The 19,576-nt window shown below is 42.3% G+C and carries 9 protein-coding genes and 2 pseudogenes; 3 read left to right on the forward strand and 8 right to left on the reverse strand.

Features of this window, described 5'->3' with window-relative positions:
- Positions 1-63 precede the first annotated feature (63 nt).
- Positions 64-486 carry a hypothetical protein gene (locus ACE3JL_RS23370; RefSeq protein ID WP_190357141.1) on the forward strand — a complete coding sequence of 141 codons (423 nt, stop codon included), beginning with the start codon at positions 64-66 and terminating at the stop codon, positions 484-486.
- Positions 487-932: 446 nt separating this feature from the next.
- Here ACE3JL_RS23370 and ACE3JL_RS23375 read toward each other — a convergent pair whose 3' ends face one another.
- The 4 genes and pseudogenes from ACE3JL_RS23375 to ACE3JL_RS23390 form a co-directional block, all read right to left on the reverse strand.
- The gene (locus tag ACE3JL_RS23375) at positions 933-1,418 is read right to left on the reverse strand and encodes a DUF29 domain-containing protein (RefSeq protein WP_002782854.1); all 486 of its coding nucleotides are present in this window, start codon (positions 1,416-1,418) and stop codon (positions 933-935) included.
- Between the two features lie 228 nt (positions 1,419-1,646).
- Positions 1,647-2,051, reverse strand: coding sequence for a type II toxin-antitoxin system VapC family toxin (locus ACE3JL_RS23380; protein ID WP_271993067.1), 405 nt, complete (start codon positions 2,049-2,051; stop codon positions 1,647-1,649).
- A 6-nt stretch (positions 2,052-2,057) separates the two neighbouring features.
- Positions 2,058-2,353 (reverse strand): annotated as a pseudogene (locus ACE3JL_RS23385) (hypothetical protein).
- A gap of 568 nt (positions 2,354-2,921) precedes the next feature.
- Positions 2,922-10,139: a M10 family metallopeptidase C-terminal domain-containing protein gene (locus tag ACE3JL_RS23390; RefSeq protein ID WP_375328505.1), complete on the reverse strand. Its 7,218-nt coding sequence runs from the start codon at positions 10,137-10,139 to the stop codon at positions 2,922-2,924.
- Between the two features lie 937 nt (positions 10,140-11,076).
- Between ACE3JL_RS23390 and ACE3JL_RS23395 the strand changes: the two are divergent.
- Positions 11,077-11,305 (forward strand): annotated as a pseudogene (locus ACE3JL_RS23395) (hypothetical protein); the annotation flags it as partial.
- Positions 11,306-11,399: 94 nt separating this feature from the next.
- On the opposite strand, the gene glmS reads toward ACE3JL_RS23395, so the two are convergent.
- Positions 11,400-13,301 carry a glutamine--fructose-6-phosphate transaminase (isomerizing) gene (glmS, locus tag ACE3JL_RS23400; protein ID WP_271989638.1) on the reverse strand — a complete coding sequence of 634 codons (1,902 nt, stop codon included), beginning with the start codon at positions 13,299-13,301 and terminating at the stop codon, positions 11,400-11,402.
- A 311-nt stretch (positions 13,302-13,612) separates the two neighbouring features.
- Here glmS and ACE3JL_RS23405 point away from each other — a divergent pair, with 311 nt between their 5' ends.
- Positions 13,613-14,608, forward strand: a complete 996-nt coding sequence (locus ACE3JL_RS23405) for a LysR family transcriptional regulator (RefSeq protein WP_150976399.1) — start codon at positions 13,613-13,615, stop codon at positions 14,606-14,608.
- A gap of 365 nt (positions 14,609-14,973) precedes the next feature.
- Here the strand turns inward: ACE3JL_RS23405 and ACE3JL_RS23410 are convergent, their stop codons facing one another.
- The 3 genes from ACE3JL_RS23410 to cysE all read right to left on the reverse strand — a co-directional run bounded on the left by ACE3JL_RS23410 (position 14,974) and on the right by cysE (position 19,352).
- The gene (locus ACE3JL_RS23410) at positions 14,974-15,504 is read right to left on the reverse strand and encodes a hydrogenase maturation protease (protein ID WP_271989639.1); all 531 of its coding nucleotides are present in this window, start codon (positions 15,502-15,504) and stop codon (positions 14,974-14,976) included.
- Between the two features lie 115 nt (positions 15,505-15,619).
- A complete protein-coding gene (gene uvrA, locus ACE3JL_RS23415; RefSeq protein WP_271989640.1) occupies positions 15,620-18,481 on the reverse strand; it encodes an excinuclease ABC subunit UvrA in 2,862 nt (953 codons plus the stop codon).
- Between the two features lie 97 nt (positions 18,482-18,578).
- A complete protein-coding gene (gene cysE, locus ACE3JL_RS23420; protein ID WP_271989641.1) occupies positions 18,579-19,352 on the reverse strand; it encodes a serine O-acetyltransferase in 774 nt (257 codons plus the stop codon).
- Positions 19,353-19,576 lie beyond the last annotated feature (224 nt).

The following is a 19,576-nucleotide window of genomic DNA, read 5'->3' on the forward strand; positions in this document are numbered from 1 at the left end:
ATCATCTCTAATTTTGCTTGATTATCAAATTATTATTGTTTAAATTTTATCAATCGAATCATCATGACAATTATTTTTTGTGAAGACTGTAAAAATCCTATTTCTGACAAAGCGAAGCAATGTCCTCATTGTGGTTGTCCAGTTACTCAAGGAAATAAATTTATTTCATCTGTTCTTAATGTAGCTCGAAAGAAAATTGAGGAAAAAGCAGAAAAAGCTAATAAACAAAGTTCTATCCAGACAGTATTTGAATCCGTTTTAGGTATTATATTTTTACTTTTTGTATTTTCTAGTTGTGTTTACAGACTAGGCTATCCTTATACCTGTGAACAAGCAAAGCAACAATTAGCAGAAGCAGAGAGTAAATTAAGTCAACGTTTTAAAGAAAGTGAAAGGATCTCTGATTTGGTTGATATAACTAATAGCCCAGAAATGCTGGACAAAATAGATTCTGAAAGATCGGTTTATAAAAAGTGCTACAAGTGATTGTTTTGTACTTAGCCACAAGGGTAGAAAATTCTAAACAAAATCTGCTAAAATTGTTTCCATTCAATGAATTTCTCTAGTAGGTAGAGAGAGCGATAAAAAAATTTTTGAGGTTTAATTATGGGCGTGTTTCCATTCAATTAGTTTCTAAGCGCGAGTAGAGAAAGATTGAGAGACTGCTAGATTCTCCCAACCTAATCGTCTCCATTCAATTAATTTCTAAGCGCGAGTAGAGAGAATAATGGGAGTTCCCTTAATATAGACTTTACCGCAACATAAGTAGTCGTGCAAAATTAATTTCCTAGTAAAGATAGGCAAAAGGCAAGAGGCAAAAGTCAAGAGGGGGTTAGATATGTGTAATTAATTTTGCTTAGGTACTTACCAGAGGATCACTAACGATCATTTATTGACGTTGAGCTTTTCAATAATTTTATCATTTTTAATGTCTAATCTTCACAGTTGAACCAATTTTTATCTAATAACTGTTCTAAACTGTAAGGGCATTCTGAGGGAAAATCGCCAGAAAAACCAGTTTTTTGTTGAACATAATCGAAAGCATCCTGATAGATTATCGGTAATTCCTCAGCCAAATAATTCTGTAAATTCGTCGTTAAACATTTTCTTAATTGCGTGCGAAAACTGATAATTTCCGCTCGCCAATGATTCCGATTTATTTCTGCTTCTGTTGTCCAATATTGTAAAAGTAATAAATGCCTGATCACTTGTTCAAGTAAGCTACTGACTCGGTTTTTATCTCTTTTACTCAAGCTTTCTAATTCCTCAATTAAATGGATTACATCTAATTCATCTAAGCGATTTTCCTTGAGGATTTTTATTGTTTTATCCAACCAAAGATGTTGATCAATTTCGTAAAGTAGGGGAAGGGTTTCTCCTCCCTCTACTTGCCAGGGATTCTGATTTAAAGTTTTCATTGGGTTGTGGGCGGTTTTTAATAGGAAATAAGCACCCTCATATATATATTAGGCCACTTTCTCCTAATTTTGATAGTGACACTGGAAAAATCACCGTCCCGCCAATTCTCGTTCATAGTATCATTAGTGCATAGCCAATTTTGTAGGGTGCGTTAACGTAGTGTAACGCACGTCTTTACTGACTCAAGCTATTAAAATATGGCGTATAAATTAAAGATTGGGTTCAATTTATAACTCTACCCAATTCTCTAAACTTAATCCTTCAACCCTCAATAAATCACTGTCATTAGAAACAACAATTAAACTTTTAACTATAGCAGTAGCAGCAATTAAAATATCTTCTGTTTGTATGGGTAATCCTCTTAATCTAAGATCAGCATGAATTTCGGCTGCTTTTTCTAAAATAGCTAAATCATCTAATAAAATAATTTGATAATCCTGACAAAGTTGGTTAAATCTTTCTCTTTGTTTAGGTGCAGCAACTGCCAAAAATCTGCTCTTAATTTCAAAGTAAGTAATGCAACTGATAAAGATACTTTTTCTTTGAGATTTGACATCTTCAATTTTTTGATAAATTTCAAGATTACGCTTAATGATCAAAGAGACTATATTAGTATCTAACAAATAACTCATAATTACCTATTGACGCTTAATTGCTTCATCAAAAATAGCCATTTGTTCAGGAGTAAAATCGCCGCCAATTTTTGACAGGATTTCTGTGGACATAATAAAGCTACAATGCTCTTTCAATTCTGCCTCTGACATAGTGTTAAATTCCTCAAAAGGTAAATTTTTTTCAAATAATTCAACCAAATGTTCACTATTTCTGAATGATTAAGCTCCTCTTTAAAGAAAGGACGGTCTTCCATTAAAATAGAAACAACTTGCTCAATTCTCTTAATCATTGATTTTTGTCTGACATCAGTTGATAACATATTTATGCCTCCAGTAAATTTTCAATAATATTTATCAACTGCCAATATATCAAGTTTCTCGTGGTTATGCAACATCGTGAGTTCGATCTCGAATAGATCCCCGTAACGGTGTCTTGAGTGGGATGTACCGCCATTCTCATCGGATGGTGATTTCTGTCATGTCGAACCTGTTTGGGGTGAAGATGTCTTTATGGTTAAAAGATCGCAAGGGACGCACCTTGTCAGACGAGGACATATTACACTATCCTTATGATAGTATTAACCTTAGCCGAAACCATGAAGTTAATGAAGTTAATCGATACTGCTATACCCAGTTTCCCAATTGAGTAATGAGTAATTGGTGCTTTAACACTTTAGAGGAATTAGAATTCAAAGTAGATAAATTGTTTAAGAAGTAACACCCCGGAGGGTTGCTTCTCTCACGGAATTTACCTTCATCCTTGATGCTTTATCTGCTCTGAATACAATTTAATTTGGTATAAGCAGAAGTCCCATCGCTAAAAGCGAGGGACTTCTGCTGACACTCAGTTAAACACAGTAAGAGCTTATTGCCTTAAATCAGAGGATGTTACAGCACTATATTGGTAACAGGTAAACTATACACTCCAGCGACCGCTAATTGAAAGTCGCTGACTGCATCGCCGTTGGTATCCCCGCAAAGGAGGCCGCCGTCAAAGCGCAGTTGTCCCGCTTGACCTGAAAAATCCGAGGCACCAATAAACGTGAAACTCTCATTACCATCGTTGAGGGAGTTGGCATCAATACCAGAGATGTCAATAGTATCAAGATCAGTATTGAAATCGAGGATATTGTCTTGGTTTGCACCTTGACCGATTTCATCAACGGTGTTGAAGATAAAACTGTCCCGACCTTCACCTCCCGTTAGTTGATCTGACCCTAATCCTCCGATAAGAGTGTCCTCACCACTACCACCGTTCAGAATGTCGTCACCACCGCCACCAATAATGAGATCATTACCATTGCTACCGGTGATATTATCATTCCCCCAATAGCCGTTTATTTCGATATTGTCACCGACAAAAGCCGTATTAGAGAAGTCGAGGATATTGTCACTCCAATCACCGACGATGGTGACTTTTCCTGTTACTCCTGTCCCGTCGATGGTTTCAATGCCACTGTTGGCATCAAAACTCTTGAGACCGATATCAACATTACCTGTCCCTTTGGCGACGATGGTATCTGTACCAGTGGTTCCTGTATCCGTAATGGTGTCATAGTCTTCAAAGGTATTCCACTCATTACTTTGATAGCCTGTATAGAGGTAATTATCGGAACCACTACCACCGTTCAGAATGTCGTCACCACCGCCACCAATAATGAGATCATTACCATTGCTACCGGTGATATTATCGTTCCCCCAATAGCCGTTTATTTCGATATTGTCACCGACAAAAGCCGTATTAGAGAAGTCGAGGATATTGTCACTCCAATCACCGACGATGGTGACTTTTCCTGTTACTCCTGTCCCGTCGATGGTTTCAATGCCACTGTTGGCATCAAAACTCTTGAGACCAATGTCAACATTACCTGTCCCTTTGGCGACGATGGTATCTGTACCAGTGGTTCCTGTATCCGTAATGGTGTCATAGTCTTCAAAGGTATTCCACTCATTACTTTGATAGCCTGTATAGAGGTAATTATCGGAACCACTACCACCGTTCAGAATGTCGTCACCACCGCCACCAATAATGAGATCATTACCATTGCTACCGGTGATATTATCGTTCCCCCAATAGCCGTTTATTTCGATATTGTCACCGACAAAAGCCGTATTAGAGAAGTCGAGGATATTGTCACTCCAATCACCGACGATGGTGACTTTTCCTGTTACTCCTGTCCCGTCGATGGTTTCAATGCCACTGTTGGCATCAAAACTCTTGAGACCGATATCAACATTACCTGTCCCTTTGGCGACGATGGTATCTGTACCAGTGGTTCCTGTATCCGTAATGGTGTCATAGTCTTCAAAGGTATTCCACTCATTACTTTGATAGCCTGTATAGAGGTAATTATCGGAACCACTACCACCGTTCAGAATGTCGTCACCACCGCCACCAATAATGAGATCATTACCATTGCTACCGGTGATATTATCGTTCCCCCAATAGCCGTTTATTTCGATATTGTCACCGACAAAAGCCGTATTAGAGAAGTCGAGGATATTGTCACTCCAATCACCGACGATGGTGACTTTTCCTGTTACTCCTGTCCCGTCGATGGTTTCAATGCCACTGTTGGCATCAAAACTCTTGAGACCGATATCAACATTACCTGTCCCTTTGGCGACGATGGTATCTGTACCAGTGGTTCCTGTATCCGTAATGGTGTCATAGTCTTCAAAGGTATTCCACTCATTACTTTGATAGCCTGTATAGAGGTAATTATCGGAACCACTACCACCGTTCAGAATGTCGTCACCACCGCCACCAATAATGAGATCATTACCATTGCTACCGGTGATATTATCGTTCCCCCAATAGCCGTTTATTTCGATATTGTCACCGACAAAAGCCGTATTAGAGAAGTCGAGGATATTGTCACTCCAATCACCGACGATGGTGACTTTTCCTGTTACTCCTGTCCCGTCGATGGTTTCAATGCCACTGTTGGCGTTAAAACTCTTGAGACCGATATCAACATTACCTGTCCCTTTGGCGACGATGGTATCTGTACCAGTGGTTCCTGTATCCGTAATGGTGTCATAGCCTTCAAAGGTATTCCACTCATTACTTTGATAGCCTGTATAGAGGTAATTATCGGAACCACTACCACCGTTCAGAATGTCGTCACCACCGCCACCAATAATGAGATCATTACCATTGCTACCGGTGATATTATCATTCCCCCAATAGCCGTTTATTTCGATATTGTTACTGAGGAATTTGGTATTAGAGAAGTCGAGGATATTGTCACTCCAATCACCGACGATGGTGACTTTTCCTGTTACTCCTGTCCCGTCGATGGTTTCAATGCCACTGTTGGCGTTAAAACTCTTGAGACCGATATCAACATTACCTGTCCCTTTGGCGACGATGGTATCTGTACCACTTGTCCCTGTATCCGTAATGGTGTCATAGCCTTCAAAGGTATTCCACTCATTACTTTGATAGCCTGTATAGAGGTAATTATCGGAACCACTACCACCGTTCAGAATGTCGTCACCACCGCCACCAATAATGAGATCATTACCATTGCTACCGGTGATATTATCATTCCCCCAATAGCCGTTTATTTCGATATTGTTACTGAGGAATTTGGTATTAGAGAAGTCGAGGATATTGTCACTCCAATCACCGACGATGGTGACTTTTCCTGTTACTCCTGTCCCGTCGATGGTTTCAATGCCACTGTTGGCGTTAAAACTCTTGAGACCGATATCAACATTACCTGTCCCTTTGGCGACGATGGTATCTGTACCACTTGTCCCTGTATCCGTAATGGTGTCATAGCCTTCAAAGGTATTCCACTCATTACTTTGATAGCCTGTATAGAGGTAATTATCGGAACCACTACCACCGTTCAGAATGTCGTCACCACCGCCACCAATAATGAGATCATTACCATTGCTACCGGTTATATTATCATTCCCCCAATAGCCGTTTATTTCGATATTGTCACCGACAAAAGCCGTATTAGAGAAGTCGAGGATATTGTCACTCCAATCACCGACGATGGTGACTTTTCCTGTTACTCCTGTCCCGTCGATGGTTTCAATGCCACTGTTGGCGTTAAAACTCTTGAGACCGATATCAACATTACCTGTCCCTTTGGCGACGATGGTATCTGTACCAGTGGTTCCTGTATCCGTAATGGTGTCATAGCCTTCAAAGGTATTCCACTCATTACTTTGATAGCCTGTATAGAGGTAATTATCGGAACCACTACCACCGTTCAGAATGTCGTCACCACCGCCACCAATAATGAGATCATTACCATTGCTACCGGTGATATTATCATTCCCCCAATAGCCGTTTATTTCGATATTGTCACCGACAAAAGCCGTATTAGAGAAGTCGAGGATATTGTCACTCCAATCACCGACGATGGTGACTTTTCCTGTTACTCCTGTCCCGTCGATGGTTTCAATGCCACTGTTGGCATCAAAACTCTTGAGACCAATGTCAACATTACCTGTCCCTTTGGCGACGATGGTATCTGTACCAGTGGTTCCTGTATCCGTAATGGTGTCATAGCCTTCAAAGGTATTCCACTCATTACTTTGATAGCCTGTATAGAGGTAATTATCGGAACCACTACCACCGTTCAGAATGTCGTCACCACCGCCACCAATAATGAGATCATTACCATTGCTACCGGTGATATTATCGTTCCCCCAATAGCCGTTTATTTCGATATTGTCACCGACAAAAGCCGTATTAGAGAAGTCGAGGATATTGTCACTCCAATCACCGACGATGGTGACTTTTCCTGTTACTCCTGTCCCGTCGATGGTTTCAATGCCACTGTTGGCATCAAAACTCTTGAGACCGATATCAACATTACCTGTCCCTTTGGCGACGATGGTATCTGTACCAGTGGTTCCTGTATCCGTAATGGTGTCATAGCCTTCAAAGGTATTCCACTCATTACTTTGATAGCCTGTATAGAGGTAATTATCGGAACCACTACCACCGTTCAGAATGTCGTCACCACCGCCACCAATAATGAGATCATTACCATTGCTACCGGTGATATTATCGTTCCCCCAATAGCCGTTTATTTCGATATTGTCACCGACAAAAGCCGTATTAGAGAAGTCGAGGATATTGTCACTCCAATCACCGACGATGGTGACTTTTCCTGTTACTCCTGTCCCGTCGATGGTTTCAATGCCACTGTTGGCATCAAAACTCTTGAGACCGATATCAACATTACCTGTCCCTTTGGCGACGATGGTATCTGTACCAGTGGTTCCTGTATCCGTAATGGTGTCATAGTCTTCAAAGGTATTCCACTCATTACTTTGATAGCCTGTATAGAGGTAATTATCGGAACCACTACCACCGTTCAGAATGTCGTCACCACCGCCACCAATAATGAGATCATTACCATTGCTACCGGTGATATTATCGTTCCCCCAATAGCCGTTTATTTCGATATTGTCACCGACAAAAGCCGTATTAGAGAAGTCGAGGATATTGTCACTCCAATCACCGACGATGGTGACTTTTCCTGTTACTCCTGTCCCGTCGATGGTTTCAATGCCACTGTTGGCATCAAAACTCTTGAGACCGATATCAACATTACCTGTCCCTTTGGCGACGATGGTATCTGTACCAGTGGTTCCTGTATCCGTAATGGTGTCATAGTCTTCAAAGGTATTCCACTCATTACTTTGATAGCCTGTATAGAGGTAATTATCGGAACCACTACCACCGTTCAGAATGTCGTCACCACCGCCACCAATAATGAGATCATTACCATTGCTACCGGTGATATTATCGTTCCCCCAATAGCCGTTTATTTCGATATTGTCACCGACAAAAGCCGTATTAGAGAAGTCGAGGATATTGTCACTCCAATCACCGACGATGGTGACTTTTCCTGTTACTCCTGTCCCGTCGATGGTTTCAATGCCACTGTTGGCGTTAAAACTCTTGAGACCGATATCAACATTACCTGTCCCTTTGGCGACGATGGTATCTGTACCAGTGGTTCCTGTATCCGTAATGGTGTCATAGCCTTCAAAGGTATTCCACTCATTACTTTGATAGCCTGTATAGAGGTAATTATCGGAACCACTACCACCGTTCAGAATGTCGTCACCACCGCCACCAATAATGAGATCATTACCATTGCTACCGGTGATATTATCATTCCCCCAATAGCCGTTTATTTCGATATTGTTACTGAGGAATTTGGTATTAGAGAAGTCGAGGATATTGTCACTCCAATCACCGACGATGGTGACTTTTCCTGTTACTCCTGTCCCGTCGATGGTTTCAATGCCACTGTTGGCGTTAAAGGAAAGAATCCCCAGGTCCACGTCTCCTGTACCCAAAGCCACAATTTTATCCACCCCAGAGGTGCCGGTATCGGTGTAGATGTCGTAACCTTGGAAACTCGACCAGCCTCCTGCTAAATTACCGGAGACATAATAAGTGTCTGAGTCTTCACCTCCATCTAATTGGTCATTGTCTGCGCCGCCATAGAGGAAGTCATTACCAACCCCACCCGATAAATTGTCAGACCCCCAATCTCCATCGATTAGGTCATCGCCGCCGCCACCACTGAGAATATCATTTCCTCCGTAACCGATCAGGTGTTCAGCAAGATTCGTACCTGTAATCGTGTCGCTAGAATCATTGCCGTAAATAATGGTTTTCTGGAGATAGAAATAGTTGAGCCAACTGGAAACATCGTTAAGGCGAGCATTGGCATCACCATCTTCGTTGAGGAGACGATTGTCTTGGATGTTAAAGCCAATATGATAGAGTCCATCGGCTACGGTATTGACTAAATTTTTGCCGAAGTATTGGGTTGTCGCTCCGTCATTTTGCACCAGATGGTAGCCTGTTTCCTCATTTCCCTCATCGTCACCGTGGAGGAGGATAAATTCGTCATAGTGATTAGTGCGAACCCACTGATTGAGGGTGCGAATATCATCGTTGGTAATCCAGCCATCAGCAGCGATACCTGTAGCAGTAATGCCATCTACTAATAAATGGTTAAGTCCGTCGGCGGCGGCGGCTCCGGCGTTAATATCCCCCGCATTTGTCCACTTGGCTAAGCCAGTATCGATTTTGATGGTATCGACAATTTTGTCTAATCCTGTGCCAGTGGTGGACTGATCAACGTAAAAATAAGTTACCCAATCTGCTACGTCTTTAACTGTGGCATTAGCTGCACCATCTTCGTTGAGAAACCGCCCATTTTGAATCTCAAAACCAATATGATAGATTCCGTCGGCAACAGTATTAACTAGGTTTTTCGCAAAATATGTGGTCTGAGCGCCGTCATTTTGAACTAAATGGAAGCCAGTTTCTGTTGTGCCGTCATCATCCCCATGCAGAACAACAAAAGCGTTATAACGGGTGGCATCAGAGCGAATCCAATTGTTAATTTGTGCAATATCGCTTTCGGAAATTGAACCATCAGCAGCGAGATTGTAGTTGGTAATCGCTGTTTTTAATAAATCATTCAGTCCATTGGCAGCATCAGCACCGCCAGCAATTTCTTGCCAAGGTATATTTTGCGCTAAACCCTGATCGGCAATAATTAATTCCGTAATCCGATCAAGTCCGGTATTAGTTGTGGCCCGATCTGTATAAAATTGAGTTAGCCAATCCGCCACCTGAGCAACCGTGGCATTTGCGTTCCCATCTTCATTGAGAAAAGCACCATTTTCAATTAGAAAACCAATGTGATAAATGCCATCAAAAACCGTATCAACTAAATTTTGGTTGCGATACTGTTGAGTCGCTCCGTCATTTTGGACTAAATGAAACCCTGTTTCTGTTGTACCGTCGTCATCACCGTGGAGAGCAGTAAATTCTGCTAAACGGTTAGCACGAATCCAAGCATTAATCGCAATTACGTCACTGACAGTAAAAATGCCGTTAATAGCAACTCCAGTGGCTTGTTTGGCTTCTAAGATTAACTGATTTAATCCATTAGCTGCCGTCATTCCATCCGTAATATTTGTGCCGAGATTAGCACCAGCAAGTCCTGGATCTATGCCAATTCTTTCAACCGTTTGATCTAGTCCCGTTCCAGTCGTTCCAGTTGGGGAATTTTGCACCATCGAATAAGATTTGCTTGCCATAATTTTTAACCATAAAAAATAAGGTAGTTATTGAAATAGCAACAATTGTTAGACAAGTAACAACAAAACCACACTAAGGCAGGTTTATCCTCAATCCAGTTAGCAAAACCCCGTTATCATCGGGTCCCACTGAAGTGGTCAGATGGAACAAAAAGGCTTGTCCACTGCATCAGGGGGATTTGGTGTTACTATGACAATTGCGGATCGATATCCTCACCCATACCCGAAGTCGATCCCAACGATTGGACAGTCTCAGATGGTCAATAAGTTCTAACCGATTGTCTTGCCTCTGCTCAGACTATCGAACGAGGCTTTCCGATCTTGATAGTCCTGAGTCGGCGTTTGATCATCTAACCTTTGATGGAATCTTAGCTTATTGTAGCACTTTTTACAGATATATGACCTGCGATGCTCTTTCTCTCTTAGCGTTGCTCAAATAAAAATACCTGATCTTGCGCGTAACTGAATTTCCACCTAGGTGATCGATGCAAACCTCCGATCAGATGGTTGACAACCAACGGTAAACTCGCTCAACCGGGACGGTGCTGGTTGAGCAGAACAAATCAAACTGCTGCAAGTCAATCTCGGTGCTATCTACCCCAAAAGCATCCCAAAGGACTGACAAAAATTTGATCCCCCTAAATCCCCGGGCTGTTTCATTCTTCCATCAGAATAAGTAGTCGTGCAAAATTAATTTCCTAGCAAAGATAGGCAAAAGGCAAGAGGCAAAAGGCAAGAGGGGGTTAGATATGTGTAATTAATTTTGCTTAGGTACTTATCAAAAGTAAAAGCGATCACTGTCTTTATAAAATGAGAAGTGACCGCTAACCTTTAATACTAAATCCGTTGAGTACAGGCTAGTTATGAGGAGGGGCAAGAGGCAAAAGGGGGAATAAATAATCAGTTTTTAATAACCAGATTTAGTATAAAATATACGTTGAGCCTAATAGAAAAACTGAAACAAGTCAAGCACCTTCGGAAAAATAAAGGAAAAAAACACCTTTAGGGATAGTATTAGTAGTAATAATACTGGAAAAAATGCTAGGATACTTAGGCTTAGAGAGCTAGGAGAGGTTGCTAAAAATAACTTGCCCTGAGCCAAGTCGAAGGGTCAGCACAGTCTCAGTCGAGAATTTAACATAATTCTAGAAAGAGTCCTATCCTATTAAACAAGAAGAAACCTATTTTTCAACTGTATCATACTTATTTAAAATGACCATACCTATAGACTCTTAAACCATACTTTCAAGCTAATGAACCTTACTCCACCGTTACACTTTTGGCTAAATTGCGGGGTTGATCCACATCTAAACCGCGACGGGCTGCGATATGATAGGAGAGCAATTGTAGGGGAATAACTGTTAAAATCGGCGACAACAATTCCTCAATTTCTGGCACACACAACAAATCGTTAAAGACTTTTGATGCTTCCGTATCGCTGTCGGCAACTACTCCCAGTAATCGCGCATCTCTTGCTTTTGCTTCCTGTGCATTGGAGAGAACCTTATCATAAACTATCCCCGGCATAGCAATCGCTACTACGGGAACTTTTGCATCTAAAAGCGCAATTGGTCCGTGTTTCATTTCTCCGGCGGGATAGCCTTCCGCATGAATGTAACTGATTTCTTTGAGTTTTAAAGCCCCTTCTAAGGCAATAGGGAAATTAATCCCCCGTCCCAAGAAAATAAAGTCTTGGGTATCATTAAATTCATGGGCTAATTCTTCGATCGCTTTTTCCTGTGTTTCCAAGACAGTTTCGATAGATCTTGGCAGCGATCGCATTTGATTAATAATTTGCTCGATTCTCTCTAAAGACAAAGTTTGACGACGATAGGATAAATCCAAAGCCAAGAGATAAAAACCCAATAACTGGGCGGTAAAACTCTTAGTTGCCGCCACCCCAATCTCGATTCCTGCTTGGGTATTAATAATCTGATCGACCATTTGTGCTAGGGTACTTTCGGGGCGATTAGTAATCCCGATAATCCGGGCCTGATATTTTTTTTCTAATCCTAAACGACGCTGTTTTTCCGTTTCCAAAGCCGCTAAAGTATCGGCAGTTTCCCCCGATTGCGTCACTCCGATAGTTAAAGTATTGGGCATCAGGGGCGTGGGTGCATAGCGAAATTCCGAGGCGTACTGTACTCTTGTGGGAATACCTGCCAACTGCTCAATCAAGTATTTACCGATTAAACTAGCGTGCCAACTGGTTCCACATGCTAAAATCTGAATATGTTCTAAATTATCGTAAATTTCTTCAGAAAAATTAAGATTTATTGGGTTGACATTATCCTCATTTTGTGCCGTCCAATGGGGATGCAGATAGGTTCCCAAACAGTCGCGCACCACTCCTGGTTGTTCGTAGATTTCCTTGAGCATGAAGTGACGATAGCCCTGTTTTTCTACAGTGGTCGGACTCCAATCGAGGATTCTGGGGTTTTTACGGACTCTTTTGCCCTCAAAATTATAAATTTCTACTCCCAAGGGTGTTAACCGAGCGATTTCGCCATTATCAAGGGACAGCACCGCCCGGGTATGGGGAACCAAAGCGCTGACATCAGAGGCACAGAAAAACTCCCCTTGACCAAAACCGATGATTAAAGGGGCGTGTTGCCGCACGACAATCAATTCATCGGGATAATCGGGACTAATCACCGCTAGAGCAAAGGCCCCCTCTAAACGTTCAATTGCCGTCAAAACCGATTTGAGGAAAGGACTTACCCCCAAGGAGTCTTCATCGGTAGGTTTGGGTAGATAACTGGCGATTAGATGGGGAATAACTTCTGTGTCGGTTTCCGAGTCAAATGTACAGCCTTTTTCCCTTAATTCTGTTCTTAATACCTGAAAATTTTCGACAATGCCATTCTGTACCACTGCCACTCGTTGACTATTATCCGTGTGGGGATGGGCATTACTTTCTATAGGTTTGCCGTGGGTTGCCCAACGGGTGTGACCGATGCCAATTTGGGAGGGATTAACTTCCTGTTCTAATTTTTCCCGCAGATTGTAGAGTTTTCCCTGGGCGCGGACTCGATGTAATTCACCTTCGAGAATTGTGGCAATCCCTGCCGAATCATAACCCCGATATTCTAAACGTTCCAAACCAGCTAGGAGAATATCGATCGCTGTTTGGGTTCCGATATAGCCAACAATTCCGCACATTCTTTCGCTGACCCCATTTAGGCTAAGTCCGATCTATTCTATCGCAAGCGTGACACTTGTTTGCTTAGAAGCTAAAGACGCAGTGGTAAGGGCAAAGTTTCCTCTATTTTCCCTCTCCAGTCCCCCTTGAGCGAAAGATAGGGTGATGAGTGATCAGGTGATGGCTGAGGGCTAAAATAACCGATCATCGAACTACCTGAAGTATTGATCCCCATGGTGTGGTACTGTCAATTCAGTGTATTTATCTGCACTAGCTTAAGATTTGTCGCTATTGTCCTCCCCTTCTCCTGTCGCTGTTTTTGAGGCTTTCTATGACCGACATTCCTTTCACCCTAGACCAACTGAGAATTATCAAAGCGATCGCTGCCGAAGGAAGCTTCAAACGGGCAGCAGATACCTTGTATGTATCTCAGCCGGCGGTCAGTCTTCAGGTACAAAACCTCGAAAAACAGCTAAATGTGCCGTTATTTGACCGAGGCGGTCGGAAAGCCCAATTAACAGAAGCGGGACACCTACTATTAAGCTACGGCGAAAAAATTATCACTCTCTGTCAAGAAACCTGTCGGGCGATCGAAGATCTGCAAAATCTGCAAGGGGGAACCCTAATCGTTGGCGCTTCCCAAACCACGGGAACCTATCTTCTTCCCCGCATGATCGGGCTTTTTCGGCAAAAATACTCAGAAGTATCCGTACAGCTACAAGTTCATTCCACCCGTCGTACCTCTTGGGGTGTTTTTAACGGCCAAGTGGATTTAGCCATTATCGGGGGAGAAGTTCCCGCCGAATTACAAGAAACTCTACGGATTATCCCCTACGCAGAAGATGAATTGGCTTTAGTCCTGCCTATTTTTCATCCCCTGTCTAAGGTAGAAATGATTCAAAAAGAGGATTTATATCGACTAAAATTTATCACCCTTGATTCCCAATCGACGATTCGCAAAGTCATCGACAAGGTTTTAACTCGTTGCGATATCGATACCAAACGCTTAAAAGTGGAGATGGAACTTAACTCGATCGAGGCGATTAAAAATGCCGTACAATCTGGTTTAGGGGCAGCTTTTGTCTCGGTGACGGCGATCGAAAAAGAACTACAAATGGGAGTTATCCACGCTACCAGAATTAAAGATGTGGAAATACGACGCACTTTATCGGTAATTCTTAACCCGAATCGCTATCGATCAAAAGCCGCCGAAGCTTTTACCCTAGAAATACTACCCCAATTCTCTACCTATCCTGAATATCTGACTAACGCCGACAACTTTGAACCGATTCCTAATCCGCAAACCCCCGAAATTATTAGTAAATAGGGTTTTAGGCTTCGGCCGTGAGATCGGCGTTCAACAAAAGCTCACGCGGCGGTTCGACAGGCTCACCGTCCGCTCGACTGAGCTCGCCGAACGTCCGAAGTCTCGCCGAACGTCCGAAGTCTCGCCGAACGTCCAAAGTCCGAACGGGTCTAGGGTTTTACCGATTTTGAGGTAGTCAATTACCTAATTTTCAGGGAAAAAGTACCTGAATTTTACCCCCGATCACTCCAATGGTCGGCAATTTTTGAGGGAAAAAAAGTCTAAAAGTCTTAACCAACAAAGTTTTTAGATTTATTCAGCAAATCCTATTTATTCTAAATTGCATCAAAATATTTAGGATAAACGTAACGAAGTGAGTATCGAAATTATGCCTCTTCATAGTAATCACAGCAATATTCCTGAAAATTATCTGCTGGAAGATTATCAGAGTCCTGCTTTTTGTATTCAGTCAAATTCTCATAAGTAATAATTTCCCTAATAGCTTTGATCGCTTTTGTCAATCCTTTTTGAGTTATTGTTGATAATTCTTCACCAAATTCACAATTAATAGCAGGAATAAATATCCCCCAGGCCCTGGGAGTTTGTTGATAAATTGCTTGAGTTAATGCTAATAAAGAAGCGGGATTTTCTGCATGACCTAAATTATTCCATTCGGTAACGGCTGCTAATTTTTCTATCTGGATATTGGTTTGATTAGATAATACGGCATCAACAAAAATCACTAGGGAAGCATCAGCTATATCGGCTGCTAATTCAGGAGTCAATTGATGGGTAGCGATAACTTGCAGATTAGGCCAATTCTCCTCAGCGATAATTTCAGCTATTCTCACTCCCACTCCGTCATCATTTCTTAAATTATTACCGTAGCCGATGAGGAGTATTTTAAAATTATTCATGTTTATAGTCATGCTAAACCCGTTGAGTATAACTACCTCTTGCCTTTTGCATGAGTGCCTTTTTCCTATTTCCTATCCTAACCAAGAAGTTAATCTTGTGCCATTACTTATTATCCTACTTTTTTGGGGGATATTGAAGTAATGCTTGGGCAAGATAATGACCGGTGTAGGATTGTTCACATTTAGCCACGGTTTCCGGTGTTCCCACCGCGATTAATTCTCCTCCCTTGTCCCCTCCTTCCGGTCCCAAATCAATAATCCAATCGCTACAGCGAATCACGTCGAGATTATGTTCGATGACGATAATCGAATTACCTTTATCGACCAATCTTTGTAACACATCTAAGAGATGATGCACATCATAAAAAGATAAACCCGTAGTCGGTTCATCAATCAAATATAGGGTTTTTCCGGTGGCCCGTCGGGATAATTCGGCCGCTAATTTTACCCTTTGTGCTTCCCCACCAGATAAAGTGGGAGCGCTTTGACCGAGTTTACAGTATCCTAAACCCACATCCACAAGAGTTTGTAATCTGGTGGTGGCCCGGGGAACATTTTCAAAGACTTTTAATGCTTCCTCGATCGTCATATCTAAGACATCGGCGATCGAATAACCTTTATACTTAACCTGTAGGGTTTCCCGATTATAACGCGCCCCTTTACACACATCACACTGCACATAGACATCGGGGAGAAAATTCATCTCGATGACGTTTACCCCTTGACCTAAACAAGCTTCACAGCGTCCTCCCTTAACATTAAAAGAAAACTGCCCCGCTTTGTAACCCCTAGCTTTTGCTTCGATGGTTTCGGTGAAAATCTCGCGAATAATGTCAAAAACCCCCGTATAGGTGGCAGGATTAGACCGAGGGGTGCGTCCTATTGGTGATTGGTCAATGACAATTACTTTATCAACCGCGTCCAATCCTTCCACTTTCTCTAATTCTTTGGGGAAGGGAGTTAAACGGGTTAAATGATGTTGTAAAGCTGGATATAATAACTCATTAATTAGGGTGGATTTGCCTGAACCAGATACTCCTGTAATCGAGACTAATTTTCCTAAAGGAATCGTTACATCAATATTTCTTAGGTTATTCTGATGGCAATTTTTTAAAACTAAAGCGTTACCATTTCCCGCTCTTCTTTGGGGGGGAGTTTCAATAACTTTGCGTCCCGATAGGTAGGCTCCTGTTATCGATTTTTTTGACTTTAAAAGACTTTTAAAACTGCCTTGACAGATGATTTCTCCGCCATGAATCCCCGCTTTCGGACCGATATCGACCAAATAATCAGCTGCCCGAATCGTTTCTTCATCGTGTTCAACGACGATTAAAGTATTACCTAAATCTCGTAATCTTTGCAGGGTTTCTAACAGTTTACTATTATCTCTTTGGTGTAATCCGATGCTAGGTTCATCGAGAACGTATAATACTCCTGTTAATCCCGAACCAATTTGAGTAGCTAATCTAATTCGTTGGGATTCTCCCCCAGATAAAGTCATCGCTGGTCGATCAAGAGTAAGATAATCTAATCCCACATCGATTAAAAATTGTAGTCTCGCTTTGATTTCTTTGAGAGCTAATTCTCCAATTAATGCTTGTCTTGGGGTTAAATGACAATCATTAATTCTCTGCAAACAATCGCGAATCGGAACTCTAGTAAAATCCGTGACCGTATATTCTCCTAAACGTACCGATAAAGCTTCTGGTTTTAATCTTTTTCCCTGACAAACTTCACAGATTTGGTTAACAATATATTTCTCTAGTCTTTGTTTAATAACTTCCGAGGTGGTTTCTTGATAATTCCTATCTAAAATATTGATAACTCCCGCAAATTCTCGATAGTAACCGCGACCAGTATCGTAACGGTAATCATCTTCAAAATAGATCGGTTCTTTACTCCCATAGAGAATAATATCCTGCTGGGTTTTTGTTAGTTTTTGCCAAGGGGTTTGAATTTCAAAACCTAAAGCTTGCCCTAAACCGTAGAGGAGAGAAAGATAGTAGGAATTATCCTTATCTGACCAGGGGGCAATAGCAGAATATACTGGCTGTTTCGGGTCTGGAATGACTAAATCTGCCGAAAATTTCCGTAAACTGCCCAATCCGTGACAGTTGGGACAAGCACCGTAGGGAGAATTAAAAGAGAATAAACGGGGGGATAATTCCTCCATAACTGCCCCGTGTTCGGGACAGGCAAATTTTTCGGAAAAGACAATTTCTTTGGTAACTTCGGGATTATCTTCGTTATTCTCATCGAGAATTTCCACAATCGCTACACCGTCGGAATGCTTTAAACAAGTGGTTAAAGAATCCACTAATCTTTCCTGTAAACCCTCTTTTTTGATCAGGCGATCGATAACAATTTCAAGATCATGAAGATGTTTTTTATCTAACTCGATGCCCTCGGATAATTCTACTACCTTGCCGTCAATCCGCACCCGGGCAAAGCCTTGGGAGGCCAAACTAGAGATTAATTGCTTATGAGTGCCTTTTTTGCCGCGAATTACCGGGGCCAAGATTTGAAACCGGGTTTTATCGGCTAATTCCATCACTCGATCGCACATTTGATCGATAGTTTGGGGGGCAATATTGCGATCGCAATGGGGACAATGGGGTTCACCGGCACGACCGAACAATAAACGCAAGTAATCGTAAATTTCCGTAACAGTTCCCACACTAGAGCGGGGATTGTGGGAAGTGGATTTTTGGTCGATGGAAATAGCCGGACTTAAACCCTCGATCGCATCCACATCGGGTTTATCTAATTGTCCTAAAAATTGGCGCGCATAGGCGCTGAGGGACTCCACATAGCGGCGCTGTCCCTCGGCAAAAATAGTGTCGAAAGCGAGGGAAGATTTGCCCGACCCTGAAACTCCCGTAAAAACGATCAACTGATTGCGGGGTAATTCGAGATCAACATTTTTGAGATTGTGTTGTCGGGCGCCACGGATACGGATCGAGTCAGTTTGAGCCATCGGATGGTGCCAAGTAGTCCTTAACAATAATAGCTTTGACGAATGGATTTCAGCCACTAGAAAACCAGTCTTCTATCATATCAAAAGATTCTCGGGGTTAAACCGCCCGTTCGAGAAACTCGCGCATATCTTGCTCGGCCGCGGGACAACAGCTATGACTCGCTTCTTCTTCTAAATGAGCTAAAACTGGGCAATTAATTCGATAATCTGGTTCTTTTGACCGTTCTAGCTGCAATTCATACACTTGTTTTTCCAGTTGTTCAATGCGGTCCACCAGAGCGCGAATAGCCACCGCTTCCGAGTCGGGTAAATCACCGTGTTCGAGGGGTTGCACCCGCACTCCAGCGCGATAGATTAAACGACCGGGTACACCAACAACGGTACAATCGGCAGGAATATCTCGCAGCACCACAGAACCAGCGCCGACGCGAACGTTATTACCCAGATAAATATTACCTAAAACCTTAGCCCCGGCGCCGACGACCACATTTTCCCCTAGAGTCGGGTGACGTTTACCGCTTTCTTTCCCCGTCCCTCCTAAAGTAACTCCTTGATAGATAAGGGCATAATCACCGATAATGGCGGTCTCTCCGATGACAACTCCCATACCATGGTCGATAAAAACACCCTGACCAATTTGGGCGCCGGGGTGAATTTCGATACCGGTGAAAAAACGGGCAAGATGGGAAATTAAACGGGGAATAAAGGGAATCCCGATGTGATATAGCCAATGGGCGAAGCGATGGCACAGTAAAGCCTGTAATCCAGGATAACAAAATAGTACCTCTAACCAGTTGCGGGCAGCGGGGTCACGTTCAAAAATGATCTTGAAATCGGCTAGGAGAGTGGATAACACGAGTCTTGATTCCATATTGATCGAGCTTATACTAAACCATGTTATCACCCTGGTAAATGAGCCGTTCAACTAAAAAGCGATCGAGTCAGCTGTTTTCCTAGTTCGCTTTTACTGACCTTGGCCAAATTTTGAAGATATCCTTAATTTCTCTCTTGTTTAATCTTCCTTTAAGTACCTAAGCAAAATTAATTACACATATCTAACCCCCTCTTGCCTTTTGCCTCTTGCCTTTTGCCTAT

It is taken from the genome of Microcystis sp. BLCC-F210 (assembly GCF_042134685.1).
In the GTDB taxonomy this organism is placed as follows: domain Bacteria; phylum Cyanobacteriota; class Cyanobacteriia; order Cyanobacteriales; family Microcystaceae; genus Microcystis; species Microcystis aeruginosa_D.

Excerpts from the sequence above, each read along its gene's own strand:
- ACE3JL_RS23370 (WP_190357141.1), top strand. The coding sequence starts at position 64 with ATGACAATTATTTTTTGTGAAGACTGTAAAAATCCTATTTCTGACAAA.
- ACE3JL_RS23375 (WP_002782854.1), bottom strand. The coding sequence starts at position 1,418 with ATGAAAACTTTAAATCAGAATCCCTGGCAAGTAGAGGGAGGAGAAACC.
- ACE3JL_RS23380 (WP_271993067.1), bottom strand. The coding sequence starts at position 2,051 with ATGAGTTATTTGTTAGATACTAATATAGTCTCTTTGATCATTAAGCGT.
- ACE3JL_RS23390 (WP_375328505.1), bottom strand. The coding sequence starts at position 10,139 with ATGGCAAGCAAATCTTATTCGATGGTGCAAAATTCCCCAACTGGAACG.
- glmS (WP_271989638.1), bottom strand. The coding sequence starts at position 13,301 with ATGTGCGGAATTGTTGGCTATATCGGAACCCAAACAGCGATCGATATT.
- ACE3JL_RS23405 (WP_150976399.1), top strand. The coding sequence starts at position 13,613 with ATGACCGACATTCCTTTCACCCTAGACCAACTGAGAATTATCAAAGCG.
- ACE3JL_RS23410 (WP_271989639.1), bottom strand. The coding sequence starts at position 15,504 with ATGAATAATTTTAAAATACTCCTCATCGGCTACGGTAATAATTTAAGA.
- uvrA (WP_271989640.1), bottom strand. The coding sequence starts at position 18,481 with ATGGCTCAAACTGACTCGATCCGTATCCGTGGCGCCCGACAACACAAT.
- cysE (WP_271989641.1), bottom strand. The coding sequence starts at position 19,352 with ATGGAATCAAGACTCGTGTTATCCACTCTCCTAGCCGATTTCAAGATC.